Annotated in this window: 12 protein-coding genes and 1 rRNA gene; 6 read left to right on the plus strand and 7 right to left on the minus strand. The window is 70.8% G+C overall.

Annotation, left to right across the window (positions count from 1 at the left end):
• Positions 1-173 precede the first annotated feature (173 nt).
• Positions 174-290 (plus strand): 5S ribosomal RNA (gene rrf / locus F603_RS0130555).
• Between the two features lie 198 nt (positions 291-488).
• Here the strand turns inward: rrf and F603_RS0130560 are convergent.
• Genes F603_RS0130560 through F603_RS0130580 form a run of 5 tightly spaced genes read right to left on the minus strand, consistent with a single transcriptional unit; the run spans position 489 to position 6,960 of the window.
• A complete protein-coding gene (locus tag F603_RS0130560; RefSeq protein ID WP_037957527.1) occupies positions 489-1,763 on the minus strand; it encodes a hypothetical protein in 1,275 nt (424 codons plus the stop codon).
• Between the two features lie 34 nt (positions 1,764-1,797).
• Entirely contained in the window at positions 1,798-3,213 is a 1,416-nt protein-coding gene (locus F603_RS0130565) for an ATP-binding protein (protein ID WP_019549729.1), read from the minus strand.
• A gap of 14 nt (positions 3,214-3,227) precedes the next feature.
• Positions 3,228-4,736, minus strand: coding sequence for an SCO6880 family protein (locus tag F603_RS0130570; protein ID WP_425427033.1), 1,509 nt, complete (start codon positions 4,734-4,736; stop codon positions 3,228-3,230).
• Positions 4,737-4,787: 51 nt separating this feature from the next.
• Positions 4,788-6,107, minus strand: coding sequence for a hypothetical protein (locus tag F603_RS0130575; protein WP_019549731.1), 1,320 nt, complete (start codon positions 6,105-6,107; stop codon positions 4,788-4,790).
• Positions 6,097-6,960 carry a DUF8175 domain-containg protein gene (locus tag F603_RS0130580; protein ID WP_019549732.1) on the minus strand — a complete coding sequence of 288 codons (864 nt, stop codon included), beginning with the start codon at positions 6,958-6,960 and terminating at the stop codon, positions 6,097-6,099. Before F603_RS0130580 ends, F603_RS0130575 begins: the two co-directional genes overlap by 11 nt.
• Before the next feature lie 479 nt (positions 6,961-7,439).
• Here F603_RS0130580 and F603_RS0130585 point away from each other — a divergent pair, with 479 nt between their 5' ends.
• A complete protein-coding gene (locus tag F603_RS0130585; protein ID WP_019549733.1) occupies positions 7,440-8,600 on the plus strand; it encodes a low temperature requirement protein A in 1,161 nt (386 codons plus the stop codon).
• On the opposite strand, the gene F603_RS0130590 is transcribed toward F603_RS0130585, so the two are convergent.
• The gene (locus tag F603_RS0130590; RefSeq protein ID WP_016910415.1) at positions 8,597-8,905 is read right to left on the minus strand and encodes a hypothetical protein; all 309 of its coding nucleotides are present in this window, start codon (positions 8,903-8,905) and stop codon (positions 8,597-8,599) included. The genes F603_RS0130585 and F603_RS0130590 overlap by 4 nt on opposite strands.
• Before the next feature lie 229 nt (positions 8,906-9,134).
• On the opposite strand from F603_RS0130590, the gene F603_RS0130600 reads away from it, so the two are divergent.
• The 4 genes from F603_RS0130600 to F603_RS0130615 all read left to right on the plus strand — a co-directional run bounded on the left by F603_RS0130600 (position 9,135) and on the right by F603_RS0130615 (position 12,423).
• Entirely contained in the window at positions 9,135-10,118 is a 984-nt protein-coding gene (locus F603_RS0130600) for a C40 family peptidase (RefSeq protein ID WP_019549735.1), read from the plus strand.
• Between the two features lie 215 nt (positions 10,119-10,333).
• Positions 10,334-11,023 carry a phosphatase PAP2 family protein gene (locus F603_RS0130605; protein WP_019549736.1) on the plus strand — a complete coding sequence of 230 codons (690 nt, stop codon included), beginning with the start codon at positions 10,334-10,336 and terminating at the stop codon, positions 11,021-11,023.
• A 110-nt stretch (positions 11,024-11,133) separates the two neighbouring features.
• Complete coding sequence (locus F603_RS0130610) at positions 11,134-11,982, plus strand: hypothetical protein (RefSeq protein WP_051096442.1); 849 nt, start codon at positions 11,134-11,136, stop codon at positions 11,980-11,982.
• 177 nt (positions 11,983-12,159) lie between these two features.
• Positions 12,160-12,423: a hypothetical protein gene (locus F603_RS0130615; RefSeq protein ID WP_019549738.1), complete on the plus strand. Its 264-nt coding sequence runs from the start codon at positions 12,160-12,162 to the stop codon at positions 12,421-12,423.
• Positions 12,424-12,445: 22 nt separating this feature from the next.
• On the opposite strand, the gene F603_RS0130620 is transcribed toward F603_RS0130615, so the two are convergent.
• Positions 12,446-12,772 carry a metal-sensitive transcriptional regulator gene (locus F603_RS0130620; protein ID WP_016910409.1) on the minus strand — a complete coding sequence of 109 codons (327 nt, stop codon included), beginning with the start codon at positions 12,770-12,772 and terminating at the stop codon, positions 12,446-12,448.
• Between the last annotated feature and the right edge of the window lie 43 nt (positions 12,773-12,815).

Consider the following 12,815-nt stretch of genomic DNA (forward strand, 5'->3'; position numbering starts at 1 on the left):
ACTGGGTTGATAGGCCGGGTATGGAAGCCCTGTGAGGGGTGGAGTTGACCGGTACTAATAGGCCGAGGGCTTGTCCATAGAGGCTTCGCGTCCACTGTGCAGTTCTGAAACAACGAACAGCACATACCGGCCCCCTGTTGTGGGGGGGTTGGGTGTGTTGGTGTTGTGTGTGTTTCGGTGGTTATAGCGTTGGGGAAACGCCCGGTCACATTTCGAACCCGGTAGCTAAGCCTTTCTGCGCCGATGGTACTGCATACGGGAGTGTGTGGGAGAGTAGGACACCGCCGAACTACCATTAAAGGCCCCTGGCCCCCAGCGTTCAGACACTGGAGGCCAGGGGCCTTTTTCGTTTGTGGAACGGATTCTGCCGCGCTTTCTTCGTGGGGAAGAGAGGGGAGGGAGAGTAGGGGAAACCGCTCCGGGGATACCGGGATGGTCTTCTGTACTCTCCCTCTTTCCATACCTGACGGGATTCCAGCACCGTTCAGTCAGTCGAGGTCCAGGCCCGGGAGAGGGAGGACCGTGGTGAGTGGTGGGTCGAGCCGGCCGGGGGATGACCGTGCGGCCATGCGGCGGCCGTGCTCGACCACGTACTGGGTGAGGGCGTTGAGGAGCGGCATCGTCTGCGGCTCGTTGCCCACTACGTAGAGGGTGCCCAGTTCGTCGAGGAAGGATTCCAGCGCGATGCGGTCGGCTCTGCGGGCCGTGCAGGAGTCGCGGACGTGGAGGCGGTCGAGGGGCGAGAGGGCGGTGCGGACCAACTCCGTTGCGTCCTGGCGGAGTCGGGGATGGCCGGTGAGGAGGGATTCCAGCTCGCCTGCGGTGCCCGGTGCTGCCTGGGGGTGGGTGCGGAGGGTTTGTACGGGGTCGGTGGCGGGGGTCTTGGCCTGGGCCCAGCGGTGCACCTCGCGGAAAGGGCGCTCGTCGAGGGCTGCTGCGTGGAGCCAGCAGCGGAGGAGGGTTTCGGCCGCGGTGTGCGTCGTCGCGTCGATGGGGCGCGGGGACCGGAGCGGGGCCAGGAGGGCTGCTGCGCGTGAGGTTGCTGCGTGGCGGTCGGCGCAGCCGTGGTGCGGGGACCAGCGGAGCCGGTCGGGGGTGTCGCACTGGTGGGTCGGGTCGAAGAGGTGGACGGGGCCGATTTTTGCCCGGGCGTCCTTGGTGCCGGCCCACAGGGCGGGGTCGTCCGTCGCGACGAGGACGGCGCCCGGGGCCTCCAGGATGCGGAGTCGTGCGTCGTCCGATGGGTCCGCCGCGTCGGGGACCGTGGCTGGTCGCTTTGAGAGGGACGGGGCGGCTGTCGGGGCTTCGGGCTCGGTGTCGGGTTGCGGGGAGTCCGGCAACTGTTGGGTTTCGGTGAGGTGTTGCTTGCGTGCGCGGTGGGCGGCGCGTGCTGCTCGCGCGCGGGCGACGGTCCCCAGGGTGAAGACTGTGAGGACTGTGAGGACGAGGAAGTGGCCTATGAAGATGCCCCAGAAGAGCCCGTAGCCCGAGAGTTGGGAGGGCGGGGTGCCGGGCCAGGCGCCTGCGAGGTCGTGGGGCTCGGTGACGAGTTCGCGCAGGGCCAGCGGTGTGCGGCCGAAGGTGACGCCCTCCGGCCAGGCACCGTGCGAGAGGAGGCCGGAGATGCCCGTCGCCGTCCAGGTGAAGAGGGCGAGGCCGAGGAGGAAGGCGAGGACGGCGAGGAGGAGGCCGTCCGGGACGCCGCCTTGGCGGCCTTGGGCGGGCTGGGGTCTGCGCGGCTCCGGGGCGGTCTCGTGCGGCATCGGCATCGGCGTCCCGTGGTGGTGAGGGGGTTGGTCAGGCGACGGTGTGGTTGCGCGTTGAGCGTTCGATCGCCAGGGCGCGGGCCTCTGCCTCGGCCTCCAGGTCTGCTTCGAGCGCGCCCTGGAGGGTGTCGGGGGCCTTGGCGGATTCGGTCATGGCGCGGTCGGTGAAGACGAGCGGGCGTTCGGCCTCCGTCACGAGGTGTTTGACGACCTGGACGTTGCCGTTGACGTCCCAGACGGCGATGCCCGGGGAGAGCGTGGGGATGATCTCCACCGCCCAGCGGGGGAGGCCGAGGACCTTGCCGGTGGCGCGGGCTTCGTCGGCCTTCTGCGCGTAGATGGTGCGGGTGGAGGCCATCTTGAGGATGGCGGTCGCCTCCCTGGACGCGGCGCCGTCCATCACGTCGGAGAGGTGGTGGACGACGGCGACGAAGGAGAGGCCCAGGCGGCGTCCGAACTTCAGCAGACGCTGGAAGAGTTGGGCCACGAACGGGCTGTTGATGATGTGCCACGCCTCTTCGACGAGGAAGATCCGCTTCATCCGGTCGGGGCGAATCCAGGTGTGCTCCAGCCAGACGCCGAGGATCGCCATGAGGATCGGCATCGCGATGGAGTTGCGGTCGATGTGCGAGAGGTCGAAGACGATGAGGGGGGCGTCGAGGTCGATGCCGACCGTGGTCGGGCCGTCGAACATGCCGCGGAGGTCGCCGTCTACGAGGCGGTCGAGGACGAGGGCGACGTCGAGGCCCCACTCCCGTACGTCGTCGAGGGCGACGTTCATCGCTTCCGCCGCCTCGGGCTTCGGGTGGCGGAGTTGCTCGACGATGTCGGTGAGGACGGGCTGGCCCGCGGCCGTGGTGGCGTTGACGTACGCGTGCGCGACCTTGAGGGCGAAGCCCGAGCGCTCGTCGAGGCTGTGGCCGAGCGCGACTTCGATGATGGTGCGGAGCAGGGCGAGTTGGCCCGTCGTGGTGATCGCCGGGTCGAGCGGGTTGAGGCGGATGCCCTGGTTGAGCGCGTTGGTGGGGTCGAGGCGGATCGGGGTGATGCCCATCTGCTCGGCGATGAGGTTCCATTCGCCGACGCCGTCCTCGCCCTGCGCGTCGAGGACGACCACCTGGCGGTCGCGGAAGCGGAGTTGGCGGAGCACGTACGTCTTCTCCAGCGCGGACTTGCCGTTGCCCGACTCACCGAGCACGAGCCAGTGCGGGGCGGGGAGTTGCTGGCCGTAGAGCTGGAAGGGGTCGTAGATGTAGCCCTTCCCGCTGTAGACCTCGCGGCCGATGATGACGCCCGAGTCGCCGAGCCCGGGGGCCGCCGTCGGGAGGTAGACGGCCTGGGCCTGGCCCGTCGAGGTGCGGGCGGGCAGGCGGGTCGTCTCCGTCTTGCCGAAGAGGAAGCTGGTGAACGCCTCGGTGAGGGCGTTGAGGGGATCGAGCGCGGTCATGGTGGGCTACTCCCTCAGCGGCGGATGCCGGTCGCGAACGGCAGGGTGTTGACGAACGCCCTGTGGTGCTCCCGGTCGCACCACTCCAGCTTCAGGTAACTCTTCCCCGCCGAGGCCCGTATCGTGCGCTTGTCCCGGGAGAGCGCGTCCGGGGTGCGGGAGGAGACCGTGATCCAGCCGACGAGGTTGACGCCGGCGGCTCCCGAGGCGAGGTCGTCGCCGCGCTGGTCGATGCGGCCGTGGGCTGCGACGTCGCGCGGGTCGACGGTGCGGTTCATCTTCGCTGAACGGCTCGCCTCCGCCTCATCGTTGGTCTTCTCGGTGAGCATCCGCTCGATCGCCACCTCTGTGGGCTCCAGGTCCATCGCCACCGCGACCGTGCGGATGACGTCGGGGGTGTGGACGAGGAGCGGGGCGAGGAAGTTGACGCCGACGGGGGTCATCGGCCACTCCTTCACCCACGCCGTGGCATGGCACCAGGGCTCGCGGGTGCTCGACTCGCGGGTCTTGGCCTGGAGGTACGTCGGCTCCAGTGCGTCGAGCTCGGCCGGCCAGGCGTTCCGCTTCGACATCGCCTGGATGTGGTCGATGGGGTGGTCGGGGTCGTACATGGAGTGGATCAGCGAGGAGAGTCTGGCCTGGCCGAGGGGTTGGCGCACGCGGATGTCGGCCTCGGCCAACCTGGCGCAGATGTCGGTGAGTTCGCGGGCCATGATGATGGCGAGGCCCTCGTCCCTGGAGACCTTGCGGCCCGCGCCGCGTCGTGCGGCCTTCGCTATCGTCGCGCCTTCGGCGGCGAGTTCGCGGCCGTAGTGCATGCAGGCGACGAGGTAGGCGCGGTGCTGCTCGCTCGACGTCGACACCATGGACTGCAGGTGGTCGTAGGACTTGCGCAGCCATTCGTCGGCACGCTCGTCGCCGCGCTGCTCGACGTCCTTGGCGTGCGCGTCCGGGTCGGCGGGGAGGGTGCGGGCGAGCATCTGGAGGCGGGAGACGTATCCGTCGCCGTTGGCGACGTGCTTCAGCAGGGTGCCGAAGCGGTCGACGAGCGCCTCCTGGTCCTCGCTGTCGCGCAGGCCGACGCCGGGACCCTCGATCTCTATCGCCGCGGTGACGGTGCGGCGGTCGGCGTGGAGGAGCACCGCGAGTTCGTCCGGGCCGAACGGCGCCGAGAGCCAGTTGATGCGCCCGACGCCGGGCGGCGGGCCGATCTCCACCTCGCGGCCGTCGAGCGAGGTGCCCGCCTCGGCGGCGGCTGAGCGGTACGTCGTGCCGTTCCGCCGGAGCCGGCGGAACGAGCGGTTGATCTCGTACCACTTGTAGACGGTGCGGCCCCTGTACGGGACGTAGACCGCGGCGAGAGCCAGGATCGGGAACCCGACGAGCGCTGGGATGCGCAGCGAGAGGACGGGGATGATCAGGCCGCTCATCATGCCGAGGAAGGCGCCGGCGACGATCAGCGCGATCTCGCCCGTCTCGCGGTTCTTGCCGATGATCGCGTTGGGCCTGGCCCGGCCGATCATGTAGGTGCGCCGCGGAGTGGCGACGGGGGTGGACGGGGTGGTCAACGAGGGTCACCTCTCTCCGGGGCTGTTGCTGCGTGCGGTACGGGAGTTGTCGGGGGGCGGGGCCGCGCGGCGCGGCGGCTCCTTGCGTGGCGGTTCGGGCGGTGCGCCGCCGCGGCTGCCGTGTGCGGCGACGCCGCCCGAGACGGGGTTCGACGGTTTCGCCGAGGCCGCCTCGCCGCCGCCCGCGGGTGCCGCGCCGCCGCCTCCTCCGCCGCCGCCTCTGCCCCCGTGGGTGTTGATGCCCTGGCGGACGAGGGAGGCAGGGGACGAGACGATCGCCGCGCCGGCGCGGGAGGCCGGGTCGCTGCTGGCGTTCCGCTGGTTGACGATCTCGTCGCCGAAGCCGGGTACGAAGCGGTAGATCATGGCGCTGGCGAAGATCGCCAGCAGGATGATGGCGAGTCCGGAGACGATCGCGGAGAAGGAGTCGGGCCCCTCGGACCCCGAGAGCGCCCCGGCGAGGCCGAGGACGATCACGATCACCGGCTTCACCAGGATCACGGCGATCATGATTCCGGCCCAGCGCCGTACGTGGCCCCAGAGGTTCTTGTCGACGAGCCCGGCGTAGACGGCGGTGCCCAGCAGCGCGCCGACGTACAACAGGGCGGCGCGGATGACGAGTTCGAGGTAGAGGACCCCCGCGGCGAGCACGGAGATGAGCGACACGACGATCAGCATGATCGGGCCGCCGCCGATGTTCTCGCCCTTCTCCAGCGCCTTGGAGAAGGTGCCGAAGAACTGGTCGGTCTTGTCCGTGGTGCCGCTGGCGATGACGTCGGTGACCGCGTCCGTCGCCGAGACGACCGTGTAGAGGATCAGCGGGGTGAAGGCCGAGGCGATCACCGTCAGCCAGAGGAACCCGATCGCCTCGGAGAGCGCCTGGGTGAGCGGCACCCCGCGCACCGCCCGCTTCGCCACGGCGAGGAGCCACAGGGTGAGCGTCAGGACCGTCGAGGCGGCGAAGACGACGGCGTACTGGCGGAGGAACTCGGGGTTGGTGAAGTCCACCTTGGTGGTGTCGTTGACCAGGTCCGAAAGCTTGTCGACGGTCCACGCCGCGGCCTTGGCGCAGCCCTTGGCGAGGGAGGTGAGCGGGTCGAGGGTGGAGAGCGGGCTCTCCGGGTCGCTCGGGCCGCCGCCCGATCCTCCCCCGGCGCCGCCGCTGCCGTCGCCGGATTCGCAGTAGTCCCGCGCGGGGCCCGGGACCGATTCGCAGGGGTCGTCGTCGGGCGCGGCCGCGGCCTTGCCCGAGAACGCGACGGCGAGTGCCTGGAGGGGGACGAGGAACCCGGCGACGGCGGCGAACCGCAGGCGGCTAGCGGGCATAGGTGAAACCTCCGAAGCCATCGACGGCCCCCGCGATCTCCTCGGCGCCCGAAGCGGTGCTGTCCCCGCTCACCGGGGCGGGGCCGGCCTTCTGGGCCTGCGCGGTCGCCTTCCAATCCCCGTTGTTCCAGGCGAGTTTCATCGTGAGGGTGAACCAGCTGTCCGTCACGGGTTTCTTCGACCCCTCGCCCGCCAGGCCGAGGAGGCCGGAGCACCAGACCTGCACCGTCGCGCGGGAGTCGCTGTAGTTGACGGTCTTGGTGCCGACGGGCGTCGTACGCGAGACGAACGCGTAACCCTCGGGTGCCGAACCGTCCTTGTCGAGGCCGACCTTCTTGAGGAACGCGGGGGAGTAGGTGTCGTCCAACCTGCTGCGGAACCGCTCGACCGCCTTCGGTGCGATGACCGCGTCGAGGACCTCGTTGCGCTTGTCGGCGTCGAACATCTCCGTGCCGCCCAGCGCCACCGCGTAGTTGGCAGCCGCGCTCTGCGCCCCTTGTTCCGTCTGCGCGAACCCGGAGGGGATGGCGCCCTCCTCGGTGTCGACGGGCTTCTTCCCCGTGGGCGCCGTCGGTTGGGCCGCTCCGCCCTTGCCGTCGGCGGCTTCCTCGCCGGAGCCTTCGGGGCTGCCGGAGCCGCCGCGGTTGGCGAACGCGATCGCGGCGATGAGGAGGACGACGACGCCGAGGACGGTGACGAGGCTGCGGCCGGGGCGTGCGGGCTGTCTGGTGACACGTTCGCCGTCGGGGAGGCGTGTCCTCGTGGTGAGGCGGCCGGAGGCGTCGCGACCGTGTGCCGGCCCGTCCTCGCCGGTGTGGTCGCGCTCGCCGTAGCCGCCGTCGCCGATGCTCATGTCGGGCGTGCCCCCTCGACCTGTGCCGCTCAACTGTCGTTCAAGCGTGGTGATGTGCCGTCAACTGCCGTCCCTGCATTGTCCCCTCACCCGACGTTAGCTGTGCCACCGCGCGGATGTGCGCGGTGCGCTCAGGGAGTCGGGTCACAGGGTGAATCGTTACGCTCGGTGGTTGCTCCGACGCACCGCAAGCACCTCCAAGACACCCTCGTATCACGGGTATCCACAGCTTGTGGAGGGTTGCCGGGCGTTCGGCCGCCGCTCCGGGCCTGGTCCAGGCCCGGAAGCCGCAGCTCCGTTACGACTGTCCGTGTGCGGGAGGCCGTCCCCGTAGTCTCCGTCACATCCCCCGATGGGGCCGTTCCGAGGCGCGGGGGCGTGGCGGCGGGGCGTGTGCGGGCGCGACGGCCTGGAATCGGTGCATGAGTGAGCACCGCCACCGACCGCTCCGGGTTCCGAGGTTCTCCTGGTACCGCCCCATGCGCGGCCGTACGGACGAGGAGGAGGGGCGTGCGGCGACGCCGCTGGAGCTCCTCTTCGACCTGTGCTTCGTCGTCGCCGTCGCGCAGGCGGGCTCCCGGCTCGAACACACCGTCGTGGAGGGACACTTCGGCGCCGGGCTCCTCGGTTTCGCGGTGACGTTCTTCGCGATCTGGTGGGCGTGGATGAACTTCACCTGGTTCGCCTCCGCCTACGACACGGACGACGTCCCCTACCGGATCGCCACGCTCGTCCAGATCGCCGGAGTACTCGTCCTCGCCGCCGGGGTGCCGAGGGCGTTCGACCAACTCGACCTGACCATCCCCATCCTGGGGTACGCGGTCATGCGCACGGCCCTCGTGGCGCAGTGGCTCAGGGCAGCGGCGGGGGAGCCCGACGGGGGGCGCCGCAGCGCCTGCCTCCGGTACGCGGGCGGCATCGGCGTCGCCGAACTCGCCTGGCTCGTCTGGCTCTTCCTTCCCGAACGCTGGCAGCCGTGGTGGTTCCTCCTGGGGGTGCTGCTGGAGGTTGCGGTTCCGGTCGCGGCCGAGCGGCGTGCGGTGACGCCCTGGCACACCTCGCACATCAGCGAGCGGTACGGACTCTTCACGATCATCGTTCTGGGCGAGAGCATCTCGGCCGCCACGAGGGACGTGCAGGAGGCCGTAGAGGGCGAGGTGCACGCCGGTTTCGGGGAGTTGACGAGCGTGATCGTCGGGGGGCTGCTGATCGTCTTCTCGATGTGGTGGCAGTACTTCGCGCTCCCGGCGTCCGCGATGATGCAACAACGAGCCGGGTCGCTGCGCTCCGTGCTGGCCTGGGGGTACGGGCACGTCCTCGTCTTCGCCGGGGCCGCGGCCGTCGGGCCCGGGCTCGTGGTCGCGGCCCATCAGGCCATCGGCGGCACGGAGTTGACGCAGGTGGAGGCCGGTTCTGCGGTGACGGTGCCGGCCGCCGTCTACGTACTCGCCGTCGAGTACCTGCAGTTGCGGCCGTTCCAGCGCAGCCGGCTGGTCCGCGGCGTCTACCCCTGCTGCGCGGCTGCGGTCCTCGGGGCGACGTGGACGCCGGAGCCGGTGCTCGTCACGGGGTTGCTTCTCGTGTGCGCGCTGCTCGTGGCGATCGCCGGGCGCGTCAGGGCGCAGCGGGCGGCGGGCTAGACCGCCATCCCGTAGACGATCGTGAAGAGCGTGCCGAGCGAGCCGATGATGAAGACGCCGGTGAGCCCGGCGACGATCAGGCCCTTGCCCTGCTCCGCCGAGAAGGTGTCGCGGAGCGCCGTCGCGCCGATCCGCTGCTTCGCGGCTCCCCAGATGGCGATGCCGAGGCAGAGGAGGATCGCTATCGCCATCACCACCTCGATCATCACGCGGGCTTCGTTGCCGAGGGACCCGAAGGGGCCCCAGTCGGGCGCGATGCCGCCGATGATGGTGGTGATATCGCCTTTGTCAGCCGCCAGGAACATGGTGAACTCACCGACCTAGTCCGAGGGTTGTCCCCTCGGATTGTGCCATGACGGTGTGCTGCTCGCCGATCCGTATCCTGACGGGGCGCCACCTCTCGGACCGCGCCCATGAGTTCGACGATCCCCGTACCGTGGTGCGTACGTGCGGTGTCCGTCCGGCGGTGGACGCGTTCACGCCGTTCACCCGGGAGCGGTACTGAACACGCGGGTGGTGGGGGAGGGTTGGAGCGTGCAGGGGAAGAAGGTCTGGCTGCTGGGCGCGGGCGGAGCACTCGGGTTGCTCGCGCTCTTCGTCGCGCTGCTCGTCGTGGGAACGTACGTCGCCGCGGCGAACCTCGCCGGCGGTGCGAGCAACACGTCCGTCAGCCTTGCGCGCGGCACGGTCCCGGCCGCCTACTCGGGGCTGGTGCAGAAGTGGGGCAACCTCTGCCCCGCCCTCAACCCGGCGCTCCTCGCCTCCCAGCTCTACCAGGAGAGCGGCTTCCGCGCGGACGCGCAGAGCCACGCGGCGGCGCAGGGCATCGCCCAGTTCATCCCCGAGACCTGGGCGGCGCACGGCTTCGACGGCGACGGCGACGGCGAGGCCGACGTCTGGAACCCGAAGGACGCCATACCGTCGGCGGCGAGCTACGACTGCAAGCTGGCCGAGTACGTCTCGGACGCCTCGGGCGACCCGACGGAGAACATGCTCGCCGCCTACAACGCGGGCGCCTACGCGGTGATCAAGTACGACGGCGTGCCCCCGTACGGCGAGACCGAGAACTACGTGTCGACCATCCGGAAGCTCGAGAAGTCGTTCGCCTCCAGCAAGCAGAAGGTGGAGCCGTCCAAGCAGTCGGCCGGCGCCATCTACTACGCGCAGGAGAAACTCGGCACCCCGTACCTCTGGGGCGGCGACGGGACGCCCGAGGACAACGGCAGGTTCGACTGCTCGGGCCTGACGAAGGCGGCGTACAAGAGCGTCGGCGTCGACCTGCCCCGCGTCGCGAACGACCAGTGGAACACGGGGCCGCACCCGGAGCGGGACGAGCTCCTCCCCGGCGACCTCGTCTTCTTCGGGACCAACCTCGACGACCCGCGCTCCATCGACCACGTCGGCATCTACGTGGGCGGAGGCCACATGATCGATGCGCCGTACACGGGCGCGGAGATCCGATTCGATCCGATCGACACCCCCAACTACTTCGGAGCGACCCGGCCGACGGCGGGATGAGCCCGCGCCCCTCACTCCGAAGAGGGGTCACCCTTCGATAACGTCCGGGTGATCTTGGCCGCAGGGCGGAACGCTGTCACTGTCCGGCGGCGTTCTAGTGGGGGTGTACGGAACCCGCACGGGGTTCCGGCAGCCGCGGGGGATCGGCAAGCAGACGGGCAGGGCGCCGGCCGCACCGGCGACGACGCAGAGCAGAGTGAAAGGGCCGCACCACGATGGCTGTTTGGGACAACCCCGATGTCGACCTGCTCTACGACATCAACGGCCTGGCGAAGGACGCCCCCGGCTGGACCGACCGCACGATGGAGTTCATCGGCGAGTACGGCATCGCCTTCGGCCTCGTTGCGCTGGCGCTGTGGACGTGGTGGGGCATCGTGCGCAAGCGCGAAACGCAGCAGGACGCGGCGAGCGGGTTCGCCGGCCTCATCTGGGCACCGTTGGCCGCGGTGATCGCACTGCTCGTCAACTACCCGATCCGGGAGTTGGTCGAGCGTCCCCGCCCCTTCCTCGACCACCAGGACCTGGAGGTCCTCATCGAGGGGAAGACGGACTACTCCTTCGTCAGCGACCATGCGACCCTCACCATGGCGATCGCCGTCGGCATCCTCCTCGTCAGCCGCAAGTACGGGATCGTCGCGATCCTGCTCGCGGTGCTGGAGTGCTTCTGTCGCGTGTACATGGGCGTCCACTACCCGACGGACGTCGTCGGCGGGCTCGCGCTCGGTACCGCGGTCGCGCTGCTGCTGGCTCCGCTCGCGATGTGGGCGCTGACACCCCTCGTGCGCTACGCGATGCGCGTCTCGCTGCTCTCCACGCTGATCTGGGCGGGCCCCGTCACGCAGCGCCCGGGCGGCGGTGCGGCCGGCGGTGAGCGCGAGAACCGGGACAGCGACCTCGCCGCCTGATCCCCCTGCCCTGCGGTGACGTTCCTCCGCCGGCCGTGACGGGCGGCCGGCGCGCCTCGTTGCACTCGTCAGTGGACGAGGAGTGAGCCGGCGGCGAGGGGCTGCGGACGATGAGGGTGCGGGCGCGAGGGCGGGGCCGACGGGCGTTGCTGCCCGGGGTGCTCGGCGCCGCTCTGCTCGCCGGTGTGCTCGGCGCGGGCGGCTGCGCCCGCTCCGGCGCTCCCGCGGAGCGCACGGTCCCGGGCCCCGAGCAGGTGCGCCGGGCGGCGGCGACGCTCGCCGCCACCGGCACGTCGAAGGTGCGTACCGCGATGGAGACGGCAAGCGGCGGCACCCGCGTGACCCTGGAGGGCGCGGGCGTCTTCGACTACGTGCAGCGCACCGGCCGCCTGCGGGTGTCGCTCCCGCCCGGCGCCTCCGGCGCACGCGCGGGCGAGCGCCGTACGGTCACCGAGGTGCTGGCGCCCGGCGCGCTGTACATGAAGAACCGAGGCGCAGGGGTGCCGCAGGGCAAGTGGGTCCGGGTCGGCACGGAGCAGGCGCCGGACGGCAACCTCGTCACCGCGGGCGCGACCGACCCGCTCGTCGCGGCCGAACTCCTCCGCGGGGCACGCGGTGTCACACTGCGCGCGGTGGAGCGGCGCAACGGCGTGCGCGTCTGGCACTTCACGGGGACGGCCGCGCTGGCACGCGCCGTGCGCGACGCGCCTGCCGGGGCGAGGAAGCAACTCGCCGCCGCCGAGCGTGCGTTCGCGCGCGCGCACGTCCCGTTTGACGCCTACCTCGACGGGCAGGGGCGGCTCAGGGAGGTCACCCACCGCTTCAGCTACACCGGGGGCGAGGGCACGGCCGGAGTCCCCGTCTCCTCGACGGTCCGGCTCCACGGCTTCGGTACGGCGGTACGGGTCGCCGCTCCGGCGCGGGGCGAGATCTACTCGGGCCGGGTCGCGCACTCCTGACCGCGGTACGGCTGCTTCGGCGGCCGTGGCGCGGGCGGGGCCGTGACGGGCGGGTGGCGAATGGTTCGGAAGTGCCATGCCCGGACGGTGCGTACCTCCCTACTCTGGGGAGGCGTCCCGGAGTTACCGGAGTGGGTGTGCCTCGCGTTGCGACGGCGGGCACAGGAGGTGATGTGTGTGTCGACGCCGACGACGCCCTCAGGCCGCGGCGCCGCCGCCGGCCGCCGGGTGCGTCAGGGTCGCCGGTCCGCGGTGCAGGACCACGTCGCCCTCGCGGAGATCGAGCTCTGCGGCGAGCTGATGATCGCCGCCTCGGCCGCAGAGGAGGCCGGGGAGGAACGTCTGAGCCGGGAGCGGATCGACGAGGTCCTCAACCGCGCCCCCGCGGAGCTCGACGGGACGCTGCCGCCCCGCTTCGCGGGTGGGCGCGGGTCCGTGTGAGCCGCCTCACCCGTCGCTCGGCTCACGTGCGCAGCATGCGCGCGATGGCGGCCGTGGCCTCCTCGACCTTGGCGTCCATCTCCTCGCCGCCCTCGACCGCCGCGTGCGCGACGCAGTGGCGCAGGTGCTCCTCCAGGAGTTGCAGCGCGAAGGACTGGAGGGCCTTCGTCGAGGCGGAGACCTGCGTGAGTATGTCGATGCAGTAGACGTCCTCCTCGACCATCCGCTGGAGCCCGCGGACCTGGCCCTCGATCCGGCGCAGCCGCTTGAGGTGCGCCTCCTTGTCCTTGGTGTAGCCGTGCTCGCCGGTGGCGGCGTGCGCGGAGCACTGGTCGGGCTCGGTGGTCACGGGGTCCTCCTGGGGGCTTCGGCGTGCGCCTGCCTCAAGACGG

Origin of the sequence: Streptomyces sulphureus DSM 40104, assembly GCF_000381025.1 — a bacterium.
Classification (GTDB): domain Bacteria; phylum Actinomycetota; class Actinomycetes; order Streptomycetales; family Streptomycetaceae; genus Streptomyces; species Streptomyces sulphureus.

Excerpts from the sequence above, each read along its gene's own strand:
- F603_RS0130560 (WP_037957527.1), bottom strand. The coding sequence starts at position 1,763 with ATGCCGCACGAGACCGCCCCGGAGCCGCGCAGACCCCAGCCCGCCCAA.
- F603_RS0130565 (WP_019549729.1), bottom strand. The coding sequence starts at position 3,213 with ATGACCGCGCTCGATCCCCTCAACGCCCTCACCGAGGCGTTCACCAGC.
- F603_RS0130570 (WP_425427033.1), bottom strand. The coding sequence starts at position 4,736 with ATGATCGGCCGGGCCAGGCCCAACGCGATCATCGGCAAGAACCGCGAG.
- F603_RS0130575 (WP_019549731.1), bottom strand. The coding sequence starts at position 6,107 with ATGCCCGCTAGCCGCCTGCGGTTCGCCGCCGTCGCCGGGTTCCTCGTC.
- F603_RS0130580 (WP_019549732.1), bottom strand. The coding sequence starts at position 6,960 with ATGAGCATCGGCGACGGCGGCTACGGCGAGCGCGACCACACCGGCGAG.
- F603_RS0130585 (WP_019549733.1), top strand. The coding sequence starts at position 7,440 with ATGCGCGGCCGTACGGACGAGGAGGAGGGGCGTGCGGCGACGCCGCTG.
- F603_RS0130590 (WP_016910415.1), bottom strand. The coding sequence starts at position 8,905 with ATGTTCCTGGCGGCTGACAAAGGCGATATCACCACCATCATCGGCGGC.
- F603_RS0130605 (WP_019549736.1), top strand. The coding sequence starts at position 10,334 with ATGGCTGTTTGGGACAACCCCGATGTCGACCTGCTCTACGACATCAAC.
- F603_RS0130610 (WP_051096442.1), top strand. The coding sequence starts at position 11,134 with ATGAGGGTGCGGGCGCGAGGGCGGGGCCGACGGGCGTTGCTGCCCGGG.